The organism is Micromonospora sp. NBC_00898 (assembly GCF_045207895.1).
In the GTDB taxonomy this organism is placed as follows: domain Bacteria; phylum Actinomycetota; class Actinomycetes; order Mycobacteriales; family Micromonosporaceae; genus Micromonospora.
Window position 1 is genome coordinate 466,636 of sequence record NZ_CP108775.1, and the last position, 22,693, is coordinate 489,328.

A 22,693-nucleotide genomic window follows, 5' to 3' on the forward strand; every position below is an offset into this window, starting at 1 on the left:
GGGTGTTCGGGTGACCGATTCCGTACCCGCCGACCAGGCCGCCACCGGCGCGGACCTGCCCGGACCCACCGACCCGGCCGCCTGGCTGACCCTGCCGGACGTCGCCGAACGGCTCGACCTGTCGATCAGCAAGGTCCACCAGCTGATCCGGGACCGCGAGCTGCTCGCGGTACGCCGCGACGGTGTCCGCCGGATCCCGGCCGACCTGGTGGCCAACAAGACCGTGCTCAAGCACCTGCCCGGCGTGCTCAACCTGCTCACCGACGCCGGCTACGACGACGAGGCCGCGCTGCGCTGGCTCTACGAGGAGGACCCGACCCTCCCCGGCACGCCCGCCGTCGCCCTCGGCGGCGACCTCGCCCGCGAGGTCAAGCGTCGCGCCCAGGCCCTCGGCTTCTGACCCACCCCGGGCCCCCCGGTCCGCCTCTGGTCCGGTGATCATGAAGTTGTCGCCGGCACCGCTGGCGCGTCGTGACAACAACTTCATGATCACCGGGCCGGGCCGGGCCGGGCCGGGCCGGGCCGGGCCGGAGGGTCAGTCGGTGCGGCGGGTGGCGGCGATGGCGAGGTCGACGAGGGCCTGGCGGGCCTCGGTGTCCAGGTCGACCGTGGTGAGGGCGGCCAGGGCGCTCTCGGTCAGCGCGCCGATCCGCTGTTCGGTGCGGGCCAGCGCGCCGCTGTCGGTGATCAGTTCGCGCAGCCGGGCCACCCCGGCGCCGTCGAGCCCCGGGTCGCCGAGGCCGCCGAGCAGCAGCTCCCGGCCGGCGTCGTCGAGCGCCTCCAGCGCCGCCGCCACCAGGTAGGTCCGCTTCCCCTCGCGCAGGTCGTCGCCGGCCGGCTTGCCGGTCTGCGCCGGATCCCCGAAGACCCCCAGCACGTCGTCGCGGAGCTGGAACGCCTCGCCCAGCGGCAGCCCGTACGCCGAGTACGCCGATCGCACCTCCACCGGCGCGTCGGCCAGCGCGGCCCCGAGCAGCAACGGCCGCTCGACCGTGTACTTCGCCGACTTGTAGCGGGCGACCTTGCCGGCCCGCTCGAGCGAGGTGTCCCCGGTCGCCTGGGTCAGCACGTCCAGGTACTGCCCGACGGTGACCTCGGTGCGCATCTCGTCGAAAACCGGCCGGGCCCGCGCCACCGTACGCGGGTCGAGGCCGGCGGAGTGCAGCAGCTCGTCCGACCAGACCAGGCAGAGGTCGCCGAGGAGGATGGCGGCCGCGTCGCCGAAGCCGTCCGGGTCGCCGCCCCAGCCGGCGGAGCGGTGCCGGGCGGCGAATCGCCGGTGCACCGCCGGCTCGCCGCGCCGGGTGTCCGAGCGGTCCATCAGGTCGTCGTGGATCAGGGCGCTGGCCTGCACGAACTCCAGCGCGGCGAGGGTGGTCACCACCTGGTCGGAGTCGACGCCGCCGGCACCCCGGTAACCCCAGTAGGCGAAGGCCGGCCGTAACCGCTTCCCACCGCCCAGCACGAACGCCTCGATCGCCTCGGCGACCGGCAGGAGGGCGTCGTCGACACCGGTCATCCAGCCGCGCTGGCCGGCGAGGAACTCGGTCAGGGCCTTGTCGATCCGCTGACGTAGGCCGGCGCGGTCGACGGGAGAAACGGGAGCAGCGTGGGTCACGCCACGACGCTAGTCGGTCCCCGCCGGTCGCGTCCCGTCGCCATGTCGGCGCGCCGCGCGGGACGCCGACCGGGGCGGCCGGGCGCGGGCCGGTCCGGGTGCGGCCGTCGGCCCGGTCGGCAGGTAGGGGCGGGCCGCCGCGAGGAGCGCGGCGTAGCGCCGCACCGCCGGTTCGTCGCGGTGCGCGGCGAGCCGCCGGCGTACGTCGGTGAGCTGGCCGACCGCCCGGGGGAGCCCGACCGGACGGCGTCGAGCAGCGCGTCGCCGGCCACCGCGCAGGCCTGCTCCACCTCACCGAGCTGGAGGTGGCCCCGGGCCAGCCAGGCGCCGTAGACCGCCGCGCGGCGCGGGCGGTCCCGACCCTGCGCGGCCGGGCGCAGCAGCGGTGCGGCGGGCCCGGGGCGGCCCAGCGCGACGAGGGTGCGCCCGGTCATCGCCGCCAGCTCCCCGTCGTCGAGCCAGTAGAGCCAGGCCGGTTCCAGGCCCGGCTCCGGCCCGGTCAGCCGGCCGGCCGCGGCGAGGGCCTGCCGGGCGGCCCGCTGTCGCCCGCCGAGCGCGGCGGCCAGCGCCACCCGGTGCAGCAGCAGGGCCCGCAGCCCCGGCGAGGCGGCGCCGCGCGCCCCGGCGTACCCGGTCCGGGCCAGGGCCAGCGCCCCCTCCGCGTCCCCGGCGCCGGCGAGCAGGTGGCTGGCCGAGCCGAGCACGTGCCCGCCGAGGGCGGGGTCACCGGCGGCGACCGCCGCCTGCAGCGCCAACCGGTAGGCGTCCAGGCCTCCGGTCAGGTCGCCCGCGTCGGCGGCCAGCCAGCCGGAGAGCTGGGCCGCCTCGGCCAGCACCGGCAGCAGCCGGCGTCGGGTTCCCGGACCAGCGCCGGAGAGCGTCCGGGCCGCCCGGCGGAGGCGGCGGGCCGCGTGACCGGCCAGGTCCGCCCCGCCGAGCAGGTCGTCCCACCGCCGCAGCTCGGCCAGGTCGTCGCCGTCGGCCGCGGCTCCGCCCGATCCGGTCATCTCCGCGGCCGGGCCCGCGTCCGCCGGGCCGGCCCCGATCATGCCGGGCCCCGCGGTCCACCCGGCGGGGGTGCGGCCGGCCGGCCAGCCGAACGCCGGGCCGCCGAGCGCGGTACTGGTCGGATCGGCCAGCCAGCGCTGCGCGAGGGCCAGCAGCGCCGCCCGCGACCGGGAGCCGCCCCGGGCGGTCGCCGAGGTGCCGCCCCCGCGGCTGCGGGCCGCGGCCTCGGCGAGCAGCTCGCCCGGCACGTCGAGGACGACGGCGAGCCAGCCCAGCCAGAAGTCGCCGGGGAGCCGTAACTGCCGTTCCCAGCGGGAGACCTCGTGCCGGGTCAGGGTGGGCACGCCGGAGGCGGCGCAGAGCTCGGCGGCGATCCGCTGCTGACTCCAGCGGCGGGTCAGCCGCAGCTCGGCCAGGAGCGGCCCGAGCAGGCGCGGGCCGGGTGGCGGGAACGGCGGCATCGGTCCTCCGGTGGGCGTCGGCGCGGGTCGGGCGACCCGGACATCCGGCCGACTGGACCGGAGGCTCCGCGTCGCGGATCGTGCTGACCCCCGCGCGGCCCCCGTGGGCCGGCCATCGGCCGGCCCACCGCGCTGCCCCGTTTCTACCCCCGGGGTACGACGTTCCCGGCGGACACCGTCCGCCCGCTGGGAAGCTCATGGGTCCCTCGAGCGCTGACCGCTACAGTCGGTTGCGTGGCGCTCGGTCTTCCCTCGGTCCTCCCGAATCCCCAGCCGGCGATCGGGGAGCTGATCCGTGTTGGCCAGCCGACCTTCTCCTTCGAGTTCTTCCCGCCCAAGACGGAGCAGGGGGAGCGGCTGCTGTGGCAGGCGATCCGTGAGCTGGAGTCGCTGCGTCCCTCGTTCGTCTCCATCACGTACGGCGCCGGCGGGTCGACGCGGGACACCACGGTCGCGGTGACCGAGCGGATCGCCACCGAGACCACCCTGCTGCCGATGGCGCACCTGACCGCCGTCGATCACTCCGTCGCCGAGCTGCGACACGTCATCGGTCGGCTCGCCGGGGTCGGGGTGCGCAACGTGCTCGCCGTGCGGGGCGACCCGCCCGGCAACCCGGGCGGTGAGTGGGTGCCCCACCCGCAGGGCGTGCGCTACGCCGAGGACCTGGTCCGGCTGGTCCGCGACGCCGGTGACTTCAGCGTCGGCGTGGCCGCCTTCCCGTACAAGCACCCGCGCTCGCCGGACGTGGCCAGCGACACCGCGCATTTCGTCCGCAAGTGCCGGGCGGGGGCCGAGTTCGCCATCACCCAGATGTTCTTCGATGCCGACGACTACCTGCGGCTGCGGGACCGGGCCGGGGCGGCCGGCTGCGACACCCCGATCCTGGCCGGGGTGATGCCGGTGACCCAGATCGGCACCATCGAGCGGTCCGCGCAGCTCTCCGGGGCGCCGTTCCCGCCCGCGCTGGCCGAGCGGTTCGAGCGGGTCGCCGACGACCCGGAGGCGGTCCGCCGGCTCGGCATCGAGCAGGCCAGCGAGATGTGCGCGAAGCTGCTCGACGAGGGCGTGCCGGGGATCCACTTCATCACCCTCAACCGGTCCACCGCCACCCGCGAGGTCTGGCAGCACCTCCAGTCCGGCGCGCGGGTGTGACCACCCGTCCCGCCGACACCGGCAGCGCCCTTCTACGGTTGATCCCGTGGTGGGCACACAGCTGAGTTGGGACCAGTACGCGACGGCGTGGGCGCGGCTGCACGGCGGGTTCGACCCCCGGACGGCGGCGCCGGTGGTCCGCGCCTGGCTGCGCTTCGCCTACCACGTCGGGTACGTGCTGGGTCGGCTCCGGGTCGGTCCGACCCCGGTCACGGTGGTCGGGGTGCTGCTGTGCTTCTGCGTGCCGCTGTTCGTCGGACGGGCGGGTAACGGCCCGTTCCTGGGGTCGCTGTTCGTGCTGCTCGCCGCCGTGGCGGACAGCGTCGACGGCGCGGTGGCGGTGGCGACCAACCGGACCACCCGGCTCGGCTACGTCTACGACTCGGTCGCCGACCGGCTGGGCGAGGCCGCCTGGCTGACCGCGTTCTGGCTGATCGGCGCGCCGGGCGCGCTGGTCGCCGCCGCCGGTGGCCTCTCCTGGCTGCACGAGTACGTCCGGGCCCGGGCGGTCTCCGCCGGCATGCGGGAGATCGGCGCGGTGACGGTGGGGGAGCGGCCCACCCGGGTCTGCGTGGCGCTGGTCGGGTTGCTGGTCGCCGGGTTGACCGGGCTGGTCGACGTGGACCTCACCGCCGGCACGATCACGATGGCCACCACGGTGTGGGTGCTGCTGGCCGGCTTCGGCCTGGGGCAGCTCCTCTCCGCCGTCCGCCGCGCCCTGATCGACGCCGGCTGACCCGACCCGGACTACCAGGCGGGGCCGATCTGGTCGGCGACGATCTGGGCGGACAGGGTGACCATGGGCAGGCCACCGCCGGGGTGGCTGGAGCCGCCGACCAGCCAGAGCCCGTGGGCCGGGCCCCGGTTGGCCGGGCGGAGCAGCCCACCCGCGGTGCCGTAGATCGTCCCGCCCGGCGCGCCGGTCGCCGCGTCCAGGTCGGCCGGGGTGCGGATCTCCCGGAACACCAACCGGTCCCGCACGTCCACGCCCCGCTCGGCGAGCACGTCGAGGATCCGGTCGGCGTACGCCTCGGCGAGTCCCGGCCGGCGCCAGTCGACCGCGCCCGGGGCGCTGCCGTGCCGGGCGGCGTTGACCAGCACGAACCACGCCTCGTGCCCGTCCGGGCGGACCATCGGGTCGTCGGCGACGGTGACGAAGACGGTCGGGTCGAGCGCCGGCCGGGCCCGGATGCCGCGTCCCGGGTCGCCGAAGACCGCGTCGAACTCGGCGTCGTAGTCGCGGGGGAAGAAGACGTTGTGGTGGGCCAGCCCGGAGTCGCCGCGAACGCCGAGCAGCAGCACGAAGCCGGCCAGGCTGCGGTCGGTGAGCCCGGCCAGCCGGCGGGGGCTGGGCAGCAGGTCCCGGTAGAGGGTGAGCGCGTCGACGTTGGCCACCACCACGTCGGCGGGGACGGGCGCGGCGACGCCGGCGAGGCGTACGCCGTGGACCCGGCCGCCGGTGGCGTCGATCCGGGTGGCCGTGGTGCCGGTCTGCACGACCACGCCGAGGTCGAGGCAGCGGGAGAGCAGCGCGTCGGCGAGGGTGCCCAGCCCGCCGCGCAGGTACCAGCCGCCGAAGGTCAGCTCGGCGTAGGGGACGGCGACCAGCGCGGCCGGGGCCCGGCGCGGGTCGGCGCCGGTGTAGGTGGCGTACCGGTCGAGCAGCATCCGCAGCCGCGGGTCGGACAGGTGGCTGCGGCCCAGGCCGCGCAGGGTGCGGCCGGGGCCGATGGCGGCGAGGTCGCCGAGCCGCCAGGCCAGCGCGGCCAGGTCGCGGGGGGAGTCGATGGTGCGGCGCAGGATGTCCCGGTGCGACGCCTCCCAGACCCGGGCGGCCCGCCGCCACAGCCGCTGCCAGTCGGCGGCGGACCGGTCGCCGAGGGCCGCGCCGATCCGCGCGGTGAACTCGGCCGGGTCGGCGCAGGAGTCCAGGGTCGGCCCGTCGCAGGGGAAGACGTGCCGGACGATCGGGTCCAGCGGCGTCAGGTCGAGGTACTCGTCGAGCTTGGCCCCGGTCGCCTCGAACAGGTCGTGGAAGACCTCGGGCAGGGTGAGCAGGCTTGGCCCGGTGTCGAAGTGGAACGACCCCTCGGGGGTGTCGTGGGCGTGCCGGCCGAGCTTGCCGCCGACGGTGTCGGCCCGCTCGAAGACGGTGACCTCGTGCCCGGTGACGGCCAGCCGGGCGGCGGTGGCCAGCCCACCCACGCCGGCGCCGATGACCACGATCCGCGCCATGCGCCCTCCTAGCTGACCGGGCGACCCCGCCAGGTCAGACGGCGCCGCTTCCGCAGATGGTACGACCGAAATGTCAGCCAACCGAGGACCACGACCGACGCGGGGTGTGCCAGCGCGTCGGGCCAGGCCCGCCCGCCGGTGGCCCGGGCGCTGAGCGCCCGTCCGGCGACGCCCAGCGCGTAGGTCGCCAGGGCGAGCGCCGCCACCCTCGGCGCGCCGGCCGCCAGCGCCGTCACCGCGACCAGCGGGGGAGCGGTGTAGAGCAGGAGCAGCAGGCTCACCACTGCGGCCGCGGCGACCGGGCGGCCGAAGGAGGCCCAGAGCGACTTGGTGTAGCCGTCGCGCAGTTGCGGCCAGGTCTCGTACATCCGGCAGGCGGCCAGCTTCGAGCCGTCGGCGAGGGCGATCCGGCCGCCGGCGCGCTTGATCGCGCGGGCCAGCTCGATGTCCTCGAGAACCTTGTCGGCGACCGCCGCGTGCCCGCCGGCCCGCAGGTAGCCGGCCCGGTCGACGACGAGGAACTGCCCGCCGGCCGCCGCGAGGGAGGGCCGCGGCGAGCGCTCCATCGCGCGCAGCGGCAGGAAGGTCAGCCACAACCACTGCAGCAGCGGCTGCACCAGCCGGTCGGCCGCGCCGCGCACCAGGATCCGGGGGTACGGCGACAGCAGCGCCGCCCGGGCCGCGCGTAGCTCGGTCACCGCCGCCGCGACCGCGTACGGGGTGAGCACCACGTCGGCGTCGACGAAGGCCAGCACGGTGGCGGCCGGGTCGGCGCGGGTGGCGAGCTGCCAGCAGGCGTGCGGTTTGCCCAGCCAGCCGGGCGGCGGGGCGACCCCGGTGAGCAGGGTGAGCCGCGGGTCGTCGCCGGCGACGGCGTGCACCACGTCGGCGGTGCCGTCGGTGGAGCCGTCGTCGAGCACCACGATCCGCAGGTCGGGCACCCCCTGCTGGGCGAGGAGCGAACGCAGGCAGGGCGTCACCCGGTCGGCCTCGTCGCGCAGCGGCAGCAGCACCGCCACCGGTTCGGTCACCTGGACCGGGCCGGCGTCGGGGCGACGCAGCCAGCGGGTGGCGTTGACCCAGGTGTGGGCGGTGAGCGCGGCGACCGCGGCGATCAGGCCGAGGACGGCGGTCATGCCGGCGCGTCGACGCGCGGCGCCGGATGCGGTTCCCGGCGGTCGGTGCCGTCGCGCCGGGCACGCAGCAGCGTCACCGCCAGCGGCACGGCGGTCACCGCCATGCCGGCCGCGCCCCAGACCGCCGAGGCGGGCAGCCGCAGGAAGACCGCGTGCGCCAGCACGCTGGAGAGGTACGTCCACAGGTAGAGCGCGAACATCGGCGCGTCCCGCCCGTCGACCCGGTCCACGGCCGGCCCGGCGAGGGGGCGCAGCGCGCCCATCAGCAGCACGGCGAAGAGCAGCCAGCCGAGGTAGTTGCTGACCGGGATGCCGGGCAGGCCGGTCAGCGCCGGGGTGGCGTCCCGCCAGATCCAGTACCCCTCGGCCACCATCTGCGGGTCGAGGAAGAGGTCCCAGGCGGCCAGCCCGACCGCGGCCAGCGCGATCCGCCCGGGTCGGGACGAGGTGACCCGCACCGCGGCCAGCCAGGCCGGCCAGGCCATCCAGGTCCAGGCGAGCGGGATGATCAGCGGCACCCCGGCCAGCTTCGGTCCCAGCTCCCCGGAGTAGTCGTAGCTGCCGAACGGGACACCGGTGGCCACCCCGACCGCCTCGATCGCGAACCCGCCGCCGGTGGCCACCGCGACCAGCGCCCCCGCCGTCCGCGCACCCCGGCGCAGCAGCGCGTGGCCGACCGACAGCAGGTAGCCGAGCACGACGGTGGCCACGGTCAGCCCGGCCCGGGTCGCGCCGCCGGTGAGCGGGTAGCAGATCTGGGCGAGGACCAGGACGGCCAGCAGCGCCCAGGGCAGCCGCCGCCGGATCACGGCCGGGCCGGGCCGGGCGCGGCGCCGGGGCCCGGCGCGGGCAGCGGCAGGTCCCGGCCGAGCACGCCGAACGGCCGCTCGTCGCCGGGGAAGTGGAAGTGGCGCAGGATGTCGACGAAGCCGAACCGGCGGTACAGCCGCCAGGCGCGGGACTTCTGCTCGTCGGCCTCCGGCGTGGAGAGCAGGGTGGTCGTCCCCTCCGCCATGCCGAGCAGGGCGCGCAGCTGGCCGGCGCCCAGGCCGTGCCCCTGCGCGGGCGGGCGGACGTGCAGCTCCACCACCTCGAAGCAGTGGGCCAGCCACCGTCGCCGGGCGTCGGCGTCGAGCGCCCGGTGCACCTGGTCGTGCCACCACTGGCCGGCGGCGCCGAGATAGCCGTACCCGAAGCCGGCCAGGTGGCCCTCGCTGGTGAGGCTGGCGACGGCCCGGAAGCCGGGGCGGCGGACGTGGGTGGCGATGTAGCCGCGCCGGGCCTCCAGCAGGTCGGCGCGGTAGCCCATCGCCTCGCCGTAGACGGCCACCACGTCGTCCAGCCGCCGGACGAGATCGTCCGGCGTCCACCGCACCAACCTCATGCGTGTCCTCTCGCTGTTTCCGGGTCGCCCTCGGCGACCCACCCGAGCACCGTCCGGTCGCCGATCACGTCGCGCACCGCGAACCGCGCGAAGAGCTCCTCCGCGTACCACCCCTCGATGGGGGTGCGGGTGATCGCGGCGCGATGCTCCGGGTGACGGTACGCGAACGCCACCAGGTCCGCCGGATCGCGCCACACGCTCACCGTGCCCTGCCAGCCCAGCGGGGCCTCGCCGACGCCGAACCGGGCGAGCAGCCCGGGCGCGGCGTGCAGGGCGGCGGCGACCGGCGGGACCGCCCGCCAGAAGGTGACCGCACGGCGGGCCCGCAGCCGGGCCCGGGTCAGCGCGAGCACCGGCCCGTCGACCCGGCCGCCGGGCGGCTCGCCGAAGGGCCGCCGGCCGGACCATTCGCCCCGGCTGGTCAGCGGGCGCAGCTCGACCCGGGCCGAGGAGCGGGCGATCCGGGCCCATGAGCGGCCCACCGGCGAGTCGTCGAAGCCGGCCGCCGCGGCGGGGGAGTCCCAGACCGCCAGCGCGGCCCACCGGGTCAGGTCGGCGTCGCCGGGACCGAAGCCGGTGCCGGTCCCGGTGCCGAGCAGCTTGCCGAACCGTACGCCGGGGGTGCGGCGCAGCCCCAGCGGATGCGTCGCCATCCGGGCCAGCGCCCGGGGCACCGCGGCCCGGGGGATCCGCCACACGTGCAGCGTGACCAGGTCCGGGGTGACGTCGCGGGCGCTGGCCGGCCGACGCTCGCCGGTGAATCGCGACATCGGGGCGAAGCCCTCGCCGCGCTCGCTCACGCCACCTCGGTCGGGGTGCCGGAGGTGATCCGCAGCAGCTCCGCGTACGTGGTGGGGAAGACCGCCTGGGGCACGCCGCCGGCGGCCCACACCTCGTCGTGGCCGGCGAGGGTGGTGTCGACCAGGGTGCGCAGCCCTCGGGGGTGGCCGACCGGGGCAACCCCGCCGATGACCTGGCCGGTGTGTTCCTTGACGAACTCGGGGGTGGCCCGGCGCAGGTGGGTGACCCCGAGGGACGCGGCCAGGCCGGCGACGTCCACCCGGTGCGCGCCGGAGGTGAGCACCAGCAGGGGCGCGTCGTCCGCGTCGAAGATCAGCGAGTTGGCGATGGCGCCCACCTCGACGCCGAGCGCCTGGGCCGCCGCGGCGGCGGTGTGCACCGCCTCGGGCAGCAACCGGACCTGGCTGGGTCCGCCGGTCGAGTCCCGCGCGCCCGCGTCGTCGAGCGCCCGCTGCACCGCCTGCACGTTCGGGTGTGGCTGCATGCCGCTCATTCTTCCCGGTCCCTCGCCTTCCGCCGCACCCGGCCACGCCGTCCCGGCGGGGTCAGGGGTGGCGGGTCTGGATCAGGAGGTCCACGCCGTCGAGGATGCGGGCCAGGCCGAAGTCGAGGGCCTGGTCCTGGGCGGCGTGCCGGGCCGCCGAGGCGACCGCGGCGAGCACCGCCGGAAACTGGTCCTCCCGGCCTCGGAGCAGGCTGGCGAGCCCGGACTCCATCGCCTGTTCGGGGGTGTCGGTGGGCATGGCGGACACCTGTTGGGCCAGGTTGCGGGCGTGTCCGAGCAGGAGCACCGCGACGTCGAGCATCTCGCCGCCGTTCAGCCCGGTGCCGGTGAGGGCGGCGACGGCCCGTTCCAGCCAGCCGAGCTCGTGCGGGCCCATGACCCGGGCGCCGACGGTGGCGGTGATCGCCCAGGGGTGCCGGCGGAACCGGTCGTACATCTGCCGGGCCCAGTGGTCGAGCTGGCCGCGCCAGTCGGCGCCGGGGGGCGGTACGGGTGGCGCGCCGACGGCCGCCTCGATCATCAGGGCGACCAGCTCGGCCCGGCCGGGGACGTACCGGTACAGCGCCATCTTGGTCACGTCCAGCGACTCGGCCACCCGGTGCATGGTCAGCCCGTCGAGCCCGTCGGCGTCGGCGATCGCGATACCGGCCCGGGCGATCGCCGGCAGGGTCAGCGTGGGGCGGGGGCCGCGTCGCGGCGCGCTCGGTGTGCCCCACAGCAGTTCGTGGAGGGTGCGCCTGTCCGCCGCGCCCGCGGTGCCCGCCCGGTCCATGGTGCTCCTTCGATCGGTCTTGTCCGGGGACCAAAACTGTGTCTACAGTACGCTGTGTCCGACGGACACAGTTTCAATCCATGGGGGAAACCGATGGCACACACCCTTCCGTTAGGCGGCCTGCGCGTCCTGATCTCCGGGGCCGGGATCGCCGGTCCGACGCTCGCCTGGTGGCTCACCCGCTACGGCGCCGAGGTCACCGTGGTCGAGCAGGCGCCGGCGCTGCGCGCCAGTGGCTTCGCGGTCGACTTCCGCGGCCCCACCCACCTCGGCGTGCTGGCCGCCATGGGGGTGCTCGACGAGCTGCGCGCCGGGCAGACCCGCGCCGGGGCGATCAGCTGCGTGGACGAGCGCGGCCGGGAGATCTTCCGGCTGCCCGCCGAGTTCGCCGGCGGCGAGCTGGAGGTCTACCGCCGGGACCTGTCCCGGATCCTGTACGAGCACGGCGCCGACCGGGTGGAGTACCTGTTCGGGGACGTGATCACCGACCTCGCCGAGTCCGCCGACGGGGTCCACGTCGACTTCGCCCGCGCCGCCTCGCGCACCGTCGACCTGGTGGTCGGCGCGGACGGGCTGCACTCGGGCGTCCGACGGCTCGCCTTCGGCCCGGAGTCGGCGTACGTGCGGCACCTCGGCCACCACCTCGCCGGCTGGGACCTGCCCAACGAGCTGGGCGTGGGCACCGTCCCCCAGCAGTACAACGTCCCCGGGCGGATGGCCAGCGTCGCCGCCGACCAGCGCGACCCGGACCGGGCCGGCGCCTTCGTCGTCTTCGCCGCCGGATGGCTCGACCTCGACTGGCGCGACCTCGACCGGCAGAAGAAGCTGATCGCGGACGCCTTCGCCGGGCTGGGCTGGCACGTGCCGCACCTGCTTTCCGGCCTGCGCGCCGCGCCGGAGCTGTACTTCGACTCGATCAGCCGGGTGCGCGTGCCCCGCTGGCACACCGGCCGGACGGTGCTGCTCGGCGACGCCGCCTGGGGCGTCACGCTCGGCGGGATGGGCGTCGGCACCGGGGTCGTCGGGGCGTACGTGCTCGCCGGCGAGCTGGCCCGGGCCGGCGGCGACCACCGGGTCGCCCTCGGCGCGTACGAGAGCCGGCTGCGCGGTTACGCGATGCGCTGGCAGCGGGGCGCCAGCCCCGGCCACTTCCTCGCCCCCACCACCCGCTGGGGGCTGTGGCTGCGCAACCGGCTGCTGGCCACCCGGCCGGTCCAGTCGATGCTCGTGCGGAGCACCGGCTCGCTGGCCACCGATCTCGACCTGCCCGACTATCCGGCGCGGGTCTGAGCCGCCGGTCGGGTGCCGGGCCAGTTCGGGGTGGCCCGGACCCGACCGGCGGCGTCCACCAGCAGGCCGGCGTACCCGTCGAGGGTGGCCAGCCAGTCGAGCGCGTCCGCGCCCCGGGCGACGGCCGCGGTCGCGTACACGTCGGCCCAGAGCAGGTCGGGGCCGACCACGGTGACCGACCGGACGGCCTCGGCGGGCCGGCCGGCGCGCGGGTCCACGATGTGCGCGCCGCGCCGCGCGGTCCCCGACGTGGCGACCGCGCCGCGCTCCCGCTCCAGCACGTCGAGCAGCCGCCCGGAGTGCCCGGGGTCCTCCACCCCGACCCGCCAGGCGGGCCGGCCCGGCGCGGTCCACAGCAGCGCGTCCCCGCCGGCGTTGAGGCAGAGGTCGTGGTCGGGCAGGTCGGCCAGCCACCGCGCGGCCCGTTCCACCGCCCAGCCCTTGACCAGGCCGGACGGGTCGAAGCCGGTGCCGCCGGTGGGCAGCGGCAGGCGGTCGGCGTCGAACCACCCGTCGGTCCGCAGCCGGGCCAGCTCGCAGAGCTCCACCACCTCGCGCACCACCGGCGCGGCGGTGGCCGGGTCGGGCCGCCGGCCGCCGAGCCGGCCCAGCACGCTCTCCGGCCGGTACGTGCTGAACACCGCGTCGACCTCCCGCAGCTCGGCGAAGACCCGCTCCACCCGTTCCGCCACCGGGTCCGTCCGCACCCGCGGTCCGCGCAGGTGCACGCTGACCGGCAGCCCCATCACCTGCACCACCCAGGCCCGCCGGTCCAGCTCCGCCGCCAGGTTCATGGTCGTCACCCCGTTCACTTCAGGTGTGCCGCGTCGAGGGCGGACTGGAGGGACTCGCGGTAGCCGTCGCTGGTCACGGTGGCCCCGGAGACGGTGTCGATCTGCGCGCTCTGCGCGGCGAGGGTCTCCTGCCGCAGGATCGGCACCGCGTAGTCGTTGATCTCCTGGTCCCGGCGGTTGCCGTCCGGCACCCGCACGGCGGTGACGTCGGTGATCTTCCCGCTGGTGACGGTGATCCGGACCTGCACCGGCCCCCACCGGGTCTGCGCCACCGAGCCGGTGGCCTTGCCGCTGGCCGAGGAGCCGCCGGACGACGAGCCGTTCGACGAGCCCGAGCCGGTCGAGTCCGAGCCTGTCGAGTCCGAGTTGCCCGGGTCCGTGCCGCCCGAGTCGTCGGTCGCGGACCAGGAGCCCGCGGCCGAGCCGTCGGAGCCGGCGGCGATCGCGCTGCTCTCCCCGCCGGGGCCCATCGTGCTGGTCTTGTAGCTGAACAGCAGCACCAGGGCGGCCACGGTGGAGAGCAGCCAGACGGTGATCCGTCGCATGGATCCTCCTTTCGCTCCTGTCACCAGGCGAAGCGTTCGTGATGGGTGTGTGCGTCGGGCACCCCCGCCGCCCGGGTCGCGGCGCGGGCCGCCTCGACCCAGCCGTCCGGGCCGCAGAGGAAGACGTCGTGCCCGGCGATGCCGGGGGAGAGCCGGCGCAGGGCCTCCGCGTCGGTCAGCCCCTCCGCGTAGGCGGGCAGCCACGCCGGCCGCCGGGCCCGGGGGCCGACCAGGTGGTGCACGACCACCCCGCGCTCGGCCGCGAGCCGGTCCAGCTCCGCGGCGAAGGCCAGCTCGTCGGGGGTACGCGCGCGGTAGAGCAGCACCGCCTCGCCCGGGGCGTACGGCAGCTCCCAGAGCAGCGCCAGCAGCGGGGTGATCCCGACCCCGCAGGCGAGCATGGTGATCCCGCGGCCGCGCCAGTGCTCCCCGGTCAGCCGCCCGTACGGCCCCTCCAGCAGCACCTTCGTGCCGGGGCGCAGGGTGGCCACCCGGGCGCTGTCGTCGCCGAGGTCCTTGACGGTGATCCGCATCAGGTCGCCGGACGGGGGTGCCGACAGCGAGTAGGGGTGCGCCCGGGACCAGCCGGGGCCGTCCAGGAACCGCCAGAGGAAGAACTGCCCGGCCCGGGCGGGCAGCCGGTGCAGGGCGCGCCCGCGCAGCCAGATCGAGGTGATGCCGGGGGCCTCGGGGACCACCGCGGCCACCTCGACCCGGTGCCGCAGCGAACGCCAGGCCGGCAACCCGAGGCGGAAGACCAGCACGCTGGCCAGCGCCAGCAGGTAGACCGTCCACCAGTACGCCCGGGCGGCCGCCGAGCCGACGAAGTCGGCGCCGGTCCAGAGCTGGTGCGGCAGCGCCAGGGCGATGCCGAGGTACGCGTACAGGTGCAGCAGGTGCCAGGACTCGTAGCGCAGCCGGCGCCGGGCCGCCCGGACCGAGGTCACCACCACCAGCACCAGCAGGGCCAGCGCCGCGGTGGCCAGCAGCATCCCCGGGTACGTCGTGACCAGGTCCCAGGTCTCGGTGAGCAGGCCCTGCCGGGCGGTGCCGGCGTACCCGAGGGTGGTCAGCACCACGTGGGCCAGCAGCAGGTGGAACGAGGTGAAGCCGGCGAGCCGGTGCCAGCGGGCGATCCGGTCCTGGCCGAAGTGCCGCTCGATCAGCGGCACCCGGGCCATCAGCACCACCTGGATGAGCATCAGGTCGGCGCTGAGCAGGCCGGTGAGCCGGCCGAGCGAGGTGAGGCCGGTGGCGAGGCCGCCGAACAGCTCCTGCACCCCCCGGTCCCCGGTCCAGAGCGCGGTGACCACCAGCAGGCTGAGCACGGCCGCGCTGCCCGCGACGTCGGCCCACCAGCCGGGGACCGCCGGGAGGGCGCGACGCGTGGCCCGCCGGTCGGTGACGGCGGCGGTCATCGGACGGTCGGTTCGGGACGGCTGGCGACGGTCATGGGGTCCACCCTGCGGCGACCACCTCGGGGACACCTTTGCCGTTGCTGTGCGCGCCCTGAGAATCCGACCCGGCCCCGGCGAGCCGCGGCGCGTCACACGTTGCATTTTCGTCGGAGGGGGGGTGTACTGTCAGAGCAGTTAGAACGAGTGTTCGATTCAGTCGTACGCCCGTTCCAACGCCCGGGAGAGGTGTTTCGCGGCGCCGGATCCCGGGAGGTGCGGTTCCGCGGACCGCACCGGGCACCGGGCAGTCGCGAGTCCGGTCCCGTCAGGCAGGTCGTCGCCCGCCGCCCACGACCCCCGGGCGGCGGGCGACGGACCCGCCGGTACGCCGGCCGGGTGTGGTGTGGGGAAGCTCCACACCCGGCCGGCCCCCACCACGGTGCGTCTTCCTCCGCACCATCCGCTCCGGGCGCCCGCTCGGCGGATCCGATCCGTCCGGCGACGCGCCCGCCCCGGTCACGCGGAGGAGACACCATGCCGACCAGTCCGGCTCAGGCACCGACGGTGCCGGCGCACGTGCTGCCGCACCGCACCCCCGCCCAACTGCTCGCCGTGGCCCGCCACGGGCTGACCGAGGCCGCGCAGACCCGCCCCGACGGCCTCCGCTACGCCGCCGCCCACCTCGCCGCGTTGCGCGCCGCCGCCGCCCTGCTCGCCGCCCGGGCCCGCCCCGCCCCCGGCCGGCGCAACCGGATCACCAGCGTCTGGGTGCTGCTCTCCACCGTCGCCCCCGAGGCTCGACGAGTGGGCCCGCTACTTCGCCGCCGGCGCCGGCAAGCGCGCCGCCGCCGAGGCCGGCATCCCCCGGGTGGTCGCCGCCCGCGAAGCCGACGACCTGCTCCGCGCCGCCGAGCAGTTCGTGACGGTGGTGGAGACCTCGCTCGGCCTGGCGCACCAGCCGTCGCTCGACGGGCTCGCCGCCTGACCCGGCGCGTCCGGCCGGCGGTGGGAAGCCCGCCGGCCGGACCCGCCGCCGCTGATCCACAGCGACACAGCACAGCACGGGGATCCGTCCCCGGGGCGACACGACAGGGGGTTGGTCCGATGGCGGGCCGCATGGTGGTCGGTTCCGCCGCACTGGCCGATCTGGTGCGTCCGGCGAGCGCACCCGACCCGGCGGGCGGCCACCGGGTGCTGCCGGTCCGGCCGGAGCTGACCGGGCTGCTGCCCAACCGCGGACTGCGCCGCGGCAGCACCATCGCGATCGGCTCCGGGCAGCCCCGGCGCAGCGGCGCGACGTCGCTGATCCTGGCGCTGCTCGCCGAGGCGTCCCGGGCCGGCTCGTGGTGCGCCGTGGTCGGCGTGCCCACCTTCGGGGCCGGCGCGGCGGCCGAGGCCGGCATCGCCCTGGACCGGCTGGCCCTGGTGCCGAACCCGGGGCCGGAATGGCCCACCGTCATCGCCGCGCTCATCGACGGGGTGGACGTGGTGGTCACCGCCGTGCCGGCCACGGTCTCCGCCTCGGTCGCCAACCGGTTGGCCGCCCGCGCCCGGCAGCGCGGCAGCGTGCTTGTCCCGTACGGCCGCTGGGACGGCGCGGACGTCACGTTGCAGGTGGTCCGGGGCGTCTGGGAGGGGCTCGGGCCGGGCCGGGGGCGGCTGCACCGCCGGGAGGTGACCATCTCGGCGCGCGGTCGCGGCGCGGCGGCCCGCCCCAAGGAGATCAAGGTGTGGCTGCCCGGCGACGAGCTCACCCGGGTCATCCCCCGCGCGACCGGGCTGGCCGGACGGGGCGCCGTCGGCTCCCGCCCCGCGGCCTCCGACACGTCCGCGTCCGGCACCGGTCGGTCCGATGCCGGCCGGCTCCGCCCGGTGACGCCGGCCGCCTCGGCCACCCCCGCCGTTCCGTCCCGCCGCAGCGGGCTCACCCTGGTCGGTCCGGCGTGACCGGCGCGCTCACCCTGGTCGGTCCGGCATGACGGCGGCCCCGGTGCGGACGCTGCTGCTCTGGTGCCCGGACTGGCCGGTCCTCGCCGCGGAGATCGCCGACGGGGTGCCCGCCACCGAGCCGGTCGCGGTGCTGCACGCCAACCGGGTGGTCGCCTGCTCCGAGCGGGCCCGCGCCGAGGGGGTGCGTCGCGGGCTGCGCCGGCGCGAGGCGCAGGGGCGCTGCCCGCAGCTCACCGTCGTCGAGTACGACCCCGGCCGGGACGCCCGGGCGTTCGAGCCGGTGGTCGCCGCCGTCGAGGAGGTGGCCGCCGGGGTCGAGGTGGTCCGTCCCGGGGCCTGCGCGCTGGCGGCCCGGGGTCCGAGCCGTTACCTCGGCGGCGAGGAGGCGGCGGCCGAGCGGATCGTCGAGCACGTCGCCCAGTCCTGCGCGGTGGAGAGCCAGGTCGGCATCGCCGACGGGGTCTTCGCGGCCGGGCTGGCCGCCCGGGACGGGCGGATCGTGCCGCCCGGCGGGACGTCGGAGTTCCTGGCCGACCTGCCGGTCGAGGCGCTCGGCCGCCCGGCCCTGGCCGACCTGCTGCGCCGGCTGGGGGTGCGGACCCTCGGGGGCTTCGCCGCGCTGCCCGCCGGCGATGTGCTGGCCCGGTTCGGCTTCGACGGGGCGCTGGCCCACCGGCTTGCCGCCGGGGAGGACCACCGGCCGCTCGCCGTCCGGCAGCCACCGGCGGACCTGACGGTCACGTCCGACCACGACGAGCCGATCGACCGGGTCGACGCCGCGGCGTTCGCCGCCCGGACGCTGGCCGAGCAACTGCACGAGCGGCTCGCCGCGTACGGGCTGGCCTGCACCCGGCTCGGCATCGAGGCGGTCACCGCGCACGGCCAGGAGCTGCACCGGGTCTGGCGGCACGACGGCCTGCTGACCGCCGCGGCCATCGCCGACCGGGTGCGCTGGCAGTTGGACGGCTGGCTCTCCGGCAGCACCGGTCGGGGTGGCGCCCGGCCGACCCGGCCGACCGCCGGGATCATCCGGCTGCGGCTGGTGCCGGACGGGGTGCTCGCCCAGGCCGGACTGCAATCCGGGTTGTGGGGGGAGACCGGTGCGGAGCGGGAGCGGGCGCACCGCGCGTTGAGCCGGGTGCAGGGCATCCTCGGCCCCGAGGCGGTGGTCACCGCGGTGCTCGGCGGTGGCCGGTCCCCGGCCGACCAGGTGCAGTTCGTGCCCTGGGGCGACGAACGGCTCCCGGCCCGGCCCGGTCCGCCGGCGCTGCCGGGCGAGCCGGCCGCGGCTGGCGCCACCGGCACCGACCGGGCTGCCGATCGGGGTGATGGTGGCACCCCGCCCTGGCCCGGCCGGCTTCCGCCGCCCGCACCGGCCGTGGTGCTGCCCAGTCCGCTCGCCGCCACCGTGCACGACGCCGCCGGCGAGCCGGTCGTGGTCAGCGCGCGCCTGGCGGTGAGCGCCGCGCCGGCCCGGCTCACCGTGGGTACGGCCCGCCCGGCGGAGATCGTCGGCTGGGCCGGCCCGTGGCCGGTGGACGAGCGCTGGTGGGCGCCGGCCGAGGCGCGGCGGCGGGCCCGGTTCCAGGTCTGCCTCGCCGACGGCGCCGCCCTGCTGCTGGCCGTCGAGGCCGGTCAGTGGCTGGTGGAGGCGATCTATGACTGAGCCGGGACGGTTCGCGACCGGGTCGGGGCGGTTCGGCTCCGGTCGGGAGACGGGTGTCCCGGTGAGCGATATGACTCTCCGGCATATTTATGACTCACCGGCATATCGCTCACCGACCCTTCCCTCGTCGGCGGGGTCGGTCGCCGCCCGGTGGCCGGTCGCGCCGGTCGCGCGGGTCACCGTCGACCGCCGGACGCGGCCGTACCCGGCGCTGCCCGAGGCCGCTGCACCCGGAGCGGCCGGATGAGCTTCCACAATCCCAACCTGCCCTGGTCCGAGCTGGAACGCGTGCTCTCCGGGCGGCCCGGCGACGGGCGTTCCGGTGGCGGCCGGTCCGGCGACGGGCGGTCGGTCGACGGTGGGCGGCCACGCGGCGGAAGGCCGCGGGACGAGCGGCACCTGCACGTGGTGGATCCCCTCGCCGTGGACGCCGACGGCGGCGACTCCCCGGCCTGGAGCCGCAAGCGGCAGCACTACGAGGCGCCCGAGCTGCCCCGCCCGGACGACATGGTGCCCTACGCCGAGCTGCACGCGCACACCAACTTCAGTTTCCTCGACGGGGCCAGCCACCCTGAGGAGCTGGCGGAGGAGGCCGCCCGGCTGGGGCTCACCGCGCTCGCCGTCACCGACCACGACGGCTTCTACGGGGTGGTGCGCTTCGCCGAGGCGGCCCGCGCGCTGCACCTGCCGACCATCTTCGGCGCCGAGCTCTCCCTCGGGCTGCCCGGCCCGCAGAACGGCGAACCCGACCCGCTCGGCCGGCACCTGCTGGTGCTCGCCCACGGCCACGAGGGGTACGCGCGACTCGCCGCCACCATCTCCCGCGCCCAGCTGCGCGGCGGGGAGAAGGGCCGCCCGGTCTACGGCGAGCTGGAGGAGGTCGCCGACGAGCTGCGCGACCACGTGCTGGTGCTCACCGGCTGCCGCAAGGGGCACGTGCCGGGCGCGCTGCTCACCGAGGGCGTCGACGCGGCGGCCCGGGAGCTGGACCGGCTCACCGCGCTCTTCGGCGCGGAGACGGTGGCGGTGGAGCTGACCGACCACGGCCACCCGGTCGACGCCGACCGCAACGACGCCCTCGCCGAGCTGGCCGCCACCGCCGGGCTGCCCACGGTCGCCACCAACAACGTGCACTACGCCACCCCGGGCCGGCGGCGGCTGGCCACCACCGTGGCCGCGGTGCGGGCCCGGCGCAGCCTCGACGAGATCGACGGCTGGCTGCCCGCCGCGGCCACCGCCCACCTGCGCAGCGGCGCGGAGATGGCGGCCCGGTTCGGCGCGTACCCGGGGGCGGTGGCCCGGGCCGCCGAGTTCGGCGCGGAACTCGCCTTCGACCTGCAACTGGTGGCGCCGCAGCTGCCGGCGTACCCGGTGCCGCCGGAGCACACCGAGATGAGTTGGCTGCGGCACCTGACGATGCAGGGGGCCCGGGAGCGGTACGGCCCGCCCGAGGCCCATCCGGAGGCGTACGCGCAGCTGGAGCACGAGCTGCGGATGATCGACGACCTCGGCTTCCCCGGCTACTTCCTGGTGGTCTACGACATCGTCGCGTTCTGCCGCGAGCAGGACATCTACTGCCAGGGCCGGGGCTCGGCGGCCAACTCGGCGGTCTGCTACACGCTGCGGATCACCAACGTGGACGCGGTCCGGCACCGGCTGCTCTTCGAACGCTTCCTCGCCCCGGAACGGGACGGGCCGCCCGACATCGACGTGGACATCGAGTCCGACCGCCGGGAGGAGGTGATCCAGCACGTCTACGCCCGGTACGGCCGGGAGCACACCGCCCAGGTCGCCAACGTCATCTCCTACCGGCCCCGGTCGGCGGTGCGGGACGTGGCCAAGGCGTTCGGCTTCTCGCCCGGCCAGCAGGACGCCTGGAGCAAGCAGATCGACCGCTGGGGCTCGGTCGCCTCGGTCGACGTGGCGGACATCCCCGAGCAGGTGGTCGCGTACGCCAACGAGTTGCAGACGTTTCCCCGGCACCTGGGCATCCACTCCGGCGGCATGGTGATCTGCGACCGCCCGGTGATCGAGGTCTGCCCGGTGGAGTGGGGCCGGATGCCCGGGCGCAGCGTGCTCCAGTGGGACAAGGACGACTGCGCGGCGGTCGGGCTGGTCAAGTTCGACCTGCTCGGCCTCGGCATGCTCTCCGCGCTGCACTACGGCTACGACATGATCGGCACGACCCTCGACCTGGGCGACATGACCCTGGATGACCCCGAGGTCTACGACATGCTCTGCCGGGCCGACTCGGTCGGGGTGTTCCAGGTGGAGAGCCGCGCCCAGATGGCCACCCTGCCCCGGCTCAAGCCCCGCGAGTTCTACGACCTGGTGGTGGAGGTGGCGCTGATCCGGCCCGGCCCGATCCAGGGCGGCTCGGTGCACCCGTACATCCGGCGCAAGAACGGCCAGGAGCCGGTGACGTTCGCGCACCCGCTGATGCGCAACGCGCTGGAGAAGACCCTCGGTGTGCCGCTGTTCCAGGAGCAGCTGATGCAGCTCGCCATCGACCTGGCCGGCTTCGACGCGGCCGGGGCGGACCAGCTGCGCCGGGCGATGGGGGCGAAGCGCTCGGTGGAGCGGATGGCGCAGATCGCCGATCGGCTGTACGCCGGGATGGCCGAGCGGGGCATCACCGGGGAGTTGGCCGACGACGTCTACCGCAAGCTCACCGCATTCGCCAGCTACGGCTTCCCGGAGAGCCACGCGATGAGCTTCGCCTACCTGGTCTACGCCAGCTCCTGGCTCAAGCGGTACCACCCGGGGCCGTTCCTGGCCGCGCTGCTCAACGCCCAGCCGATGGGCTTCTACTCGCCCCAGACCCTGGTCGATGACGCCCGCCGGCACGGCGTCGAGGTGCGCCGGCCGGACATCAACGCCAGCGGCGCCAAGGCGGTGCTGGAGTCGACGCCGGAGACCCGGTGGGGGAGCGCGCCGGGGGAGCCGCCGCACGCCTGGGGGCTGGGCGGTCCGGCGGTCCGGCTCGGGTTGGGCAGCGTACGCACCCTCGGTGACGACGTGGCCGAGCGGATCGAGGCGGAGCGGGTCGCGCACGGGCCGTACCGGGACATGCCGGACCTGGCCCGGCGGGTGGGTCTCACCGCCGCGCAACTGGAGGCGCTGGCCACCGCGGACGCCTTCGCCTGTTTCGGGCTGACCCGGCGGCAGGCCCTCTGGGCCGCCGGCGCGGCGGCGCAGGACCGGCCGGGCCGGCTGCCCGGCACGGTGACCGGTGCGGCCGCGCCCACCCTGCCCGGGATGGAGGCGGTGGACCGCCTCGTCGCCGACGTCTGGGCCACCGGCCTGTCGCCGGAGAGCCACCCGGCCCGGTTCATCCGGGACCGGCTGGACGCGCTCGGCGCGGTGCCGATCGCCCGGCTCGGCCGGGTGGAGCCCGGCCAGCGGATCCGGGTCGGCGGGATCGTCACCCACCGGCAGCGCCCGGCGACCGCGGGCGGGGTCACCTTCCTCAACCTGGAGGACGAGACCGGCATGCTCAATGTCACTTGCTCGCCGGGGCTCTGGCAGCGCTACCGTCGAATCGCCCGCACCAGCACGGCACTGGTGGTGCGGGGCCGGTTGCAGCGGCACGAGGGGGTCACCAGCCTCACCGCGGACCGGCTGGACGCGATCGAGCCTCCCGTGGCTCCGGCATCCCGGGATTTCCGCTGAGCGGAGTGATCCACATTACGGTTTTCGGGGTCGGCAGGCGGGAGACTTCCGGCACGCGCGGGCAGAGTGGCCCGCCCGGCATGGGGGAAGAACGATGACCCTGAACAGCACGCACACCGGTGGAGTGGCGAACGCCCGGCGCACCCGGCTGCCCGCCGGCTGGTCGCCGGCCGACGTCGAGGCCCGCGAGTACCAGGTGACCGACGGGCCGGTGGCCAACGCCCACCGCTCCCACGCGGAGGAGGACCCCGCCGACGGCGGCGAGTCCTGACCCCGAGAGCCGCCACCGCCTCCGGGAGTCCGCTGG

General features: G+C 76.3%; 20 protein-coding genes and 1 pseudogene. 9 read left to right on the top strand and 12 right to left on the bottom strand.

Annotated elements, in window-relative coordinates:
* Positions 1-10: 10 nt before the first annotated feature.
* Entirely contained in the window at positions 11-400 is a 390-nt protein-coding gene (locus OG799_RS02250; protein WP_406042580.1) for an Rv2175c family DNA-binding protein, read from the top strand.
* Positions 401-535: 135 nt separating this feature from the next.
* Here the strand turns inward: OG799_RS02250 and OG799_RS02255 are convergent, their stop codons facing one another.
* Positions 536-1,618 carry a polyprenyl synthetase family protein gene (locus OG799_RS02255; protein WP_406042582.1) on the bottom strand — a complete coding sequence of 361 codons (1,083 nt, stop codon included), beginning with the start codon at positions 1,616-1,618 and terminating at the stop codon, positions 536-538.
* Positions 1,615-3,087, bottom strand: coding sequence for a transcriptional regulator (locus OG799_RS02260; protein WP_406042584.1), 1,473 nt, complete (start codon positions 3,085-3,087; stop codon positions 1,615-1,617). Before OG799_RS02260 ends, OG799_RS02255 begins: the two co-directional genes overlap by 4 nt.
* 234 nt (positions 3,088-3,321) lie before the next feature.
* On the opposite strand from OG799_RS02260, the gene metF reads away from it, so the two are divergent.
* Both metF and OG799_RS02270 read left to right on the top strand, forming a co-directional pair.
* Entirely contained in the window at positions 3,322-4,239 is a 918-nt protein-coding gene (metF, locus tag OG799_RS02265; protein WP_406042586.1) for a methylenetetrahydrofolate reductase [NAD(P)H], read from the top strand.
* A gap of 46 nt (positions 4,240-4,285) precedes the next feature.
* On the top strand, positions 4,286-4,975 hold the full coding sequence (locus OG799_RS02270; RefSeq protein ID WP_406042588.1) for a CDP-alcohol phosphatidyltransferase family protein: 690 nt from the start codon (positions 4,286-4,288) through the stop codon (positions 4,973-4,975).
* 11 nt (positions 4,976-4,986) lie between these two features.
* Here the strand turns inward: OG799_RS02270 and OG799_RS02275 are convergent, their stop codons facing one another.
* The 7 genes from OG799_RS02275 to OG799_RS02305 all read right to left on the bottom strand — a co-directional run bounded on the left by OG799_RS02275 (position 4,987) and on the right by OG799_RS02305 (position 11,072).
* Entirely contained in the window at positions 4,987-6,474 is a 1,488-nt protein-coding gene (locus tag OG799_RS02275) for a phytoene desaturase family protein (RefSeq protein WP_406042590.1), read from the bottom strand.
* A gap of 8 nt (positions 6,475-6,482) precedes the next feature.
* Positions 6,483-7,610, bottom strand: a complete 1,128-nt coding sequence (locus OG799_RS02280; protein WP_406042592.1) for a glycosyltransferase — start codon at positions 7,608-7,610, stop codon at positions 6,483-6,485.
* On the bottom strand, positions 7,607-8,416 hold the full coding sequence (locus OG799_RS02285; protein WP_406046175.1) for a carotenoid biosynthesis protein: 810 nt from the start codon (positions 8,414-8,416) through the stop codon (positions 7,607-7,609). Before OG799_RS02285 ends, OG799_RS02280 begins: the two co-directional genes overlap by 4 nt.
* On the bottom strand, positions 8,416-8,994 hold the full coding sequence (locus OG799_RS02290; RefSeq protein ID WP_406042594.1) for a GNAT family N-acetyltransferase: 579 nt from the start codon (positions 8,992-8,994) through the stop codon (positions 8,416-8,418). Before OG799_RS02290 ends, OG799_RS02285 begins: the two co-directional genes overlap by 1 nt.
* Positions 8,991-9,764 carry a monooxygenase gene (locus OG799_RS02295; protein ID WP_406046176.1) on the bottom strand — a complete coding sequence of 258 codons (774 nt, stop codon included), beginning with the start codon at positions 9,762-9,764 and terminating at the stop codon, positions 8,991-8,993. The genes OG799_RS02290 and OG799_RS02295 overlap by 4 nt, the downstream gene beginning before the upstream one ends.
* 26 nt (positions 9,765-9,790) lie before the next feature.
* Positions 9,791-10,279, bottom strand: coding sequence for a YbaK/EbsC family protein (locus OG799_RS02300; protein ID WP_406042596.1), 489 nt, complete (start codon positions 10,277-10,279; stop codon positions 9,791-9,793).
* Between the two features lie 61 nt (positions 10,280-10,340).
* Positions 10,341-11,072: a TetR/AcrR family transcriptional regulator gene (locus tag OG799_RS02305; protein WP_406042598.1), complete on the bottom strand. Its 732-nt coding sequence runs from the start codon at positions 11,070-11,072 to the stop codon at positions 10,341-10,343.
* 93 nt (positions 11,073-11,165) lie between these two features.
* Here OG799_RS02305 and OG799_RS02310 point away from each other — a divergent pair, with 93 nt between their 5' ends.
* The gene (locus OG799_RS02310; protein ID WP_406042600.1) at positions 11,166-12,362 is read left to right on the top strand and encodes an FAD-dependent monooxygenase; all 1,197 of its coding nucleotides are present in this window, start codon (positions 11,166-11,168) and stop codon (positions 12,360-12,362) included.
* On the opposite strand, the gene OG799_RS02315 is transcribed toward OG799_RS02310, so the two are convergent.
* The 3 genes from OG799_RS02315 to OG799_RS02325 are packed head-to-tail and all read right to left on the bottom strand — an operon-like array spanning position 12,344 to position 15,119.
* Entirely contained in the window at positions 12,344-13,156 is an 813-nt protein-coding gene (locus OG799_RS02315) for an FAD:protein FMN transferase (protein ID WP_406042602.1), read from the bottom strand. The genes OG799_RS02310 and OG799_RS02315 overlap by 19 nt on opposite strands.
* A 14-nt stretch (positions 13,157-13,170) precedes the next feature.
* Positions 13,171-13,701 carry an FMN-binding protein gene (locus OG799_RS02320; protein ID WP_406042604.1) on the bottom strand — a complete coding sequence of 177 codons (531 nt, stop codon included), beginning with the start codon at positions 13,699-13,701 and terminating at the stop codon, positions 13,171-13,173.
* Positions 13,702-13,721: 20 nt separating this feature from the next.
* Positions 13,722-15,119 (bottom strand): ferric reductase-like transmembrane domain-containing protein, encoded by a 1,398-nt coding sequence (locus OG799_RS02325; RefSeq protein WP_406042606.1) that lies wholly within the window; start codon positions 15,117-15,119, stop codon positions 13,722-13,724.
* A gap of 513 nt (positions 15,120-15,632) precedes the next feature.
* Between OG799_RS02325 and OG799_RS02330 the strand changes: the two are divergent.
* From OG799_RS02330 to OG799_RS02350, 5 genes and pseudogenes are all read left to right on the top strand, one after another.
* Positions 15,633-16,083 (top strand): annotated as a pseudogene (locus OG799_RS02330) (SAV_6107 family HEPN domain-containing protein).
* Between the two features lie 119 nt (positions 16,084-16,202).
* On the top strand, positions 16,203-17,045 hold the full coding sequence (locus tag OG799_RS02335; RefSeq protein ID WP_406042608.1) for a hypothetical protein: 843 nt from the start codon (positions 16,203-16,205) through the stop codon (positions 17,043-17,045).
* A gap of 28 nt (positions 17,046-17,073) precedes the next feature.
* Positions 17,074-18,714, top strand: a complete 1,641-nt coding sequence (locus OG799_RS02340; protein WP_406042610.1) for a DNA polymerase Y family protein — start codon at positions 17,074-17,076, stop codon at positions 18,712-18,714.
* A 243-nt stretch (positions 18,715-18,957) separates the two neighbouring features.
* Positions 18,958-22,386: an error-prone DNA polymerase gene (locus OG799_RS02345; RefSeq protein ID WP_406042612.1), complete on the top strand. Its 3,429-nt coding sequence runs from the start codon at positions 18,958-18,960 to the stop codon at positions 22,384-22,386.
* A 94-nt stretch (positions 22,387-22,480) separates the two neighbouring features.
* Positions 22,481-22,657, top strand: coding sequence for a hypothetical protein (locus tag OG799_RS02350; RefSeq protein ID WP_406042614.1), 177 nt, complete (start codon positions 22,481-22,483; stop codon positions 22,655-22,657).
* Positions 22,658-22,693 lie beyond the last annotated feature (36 nt).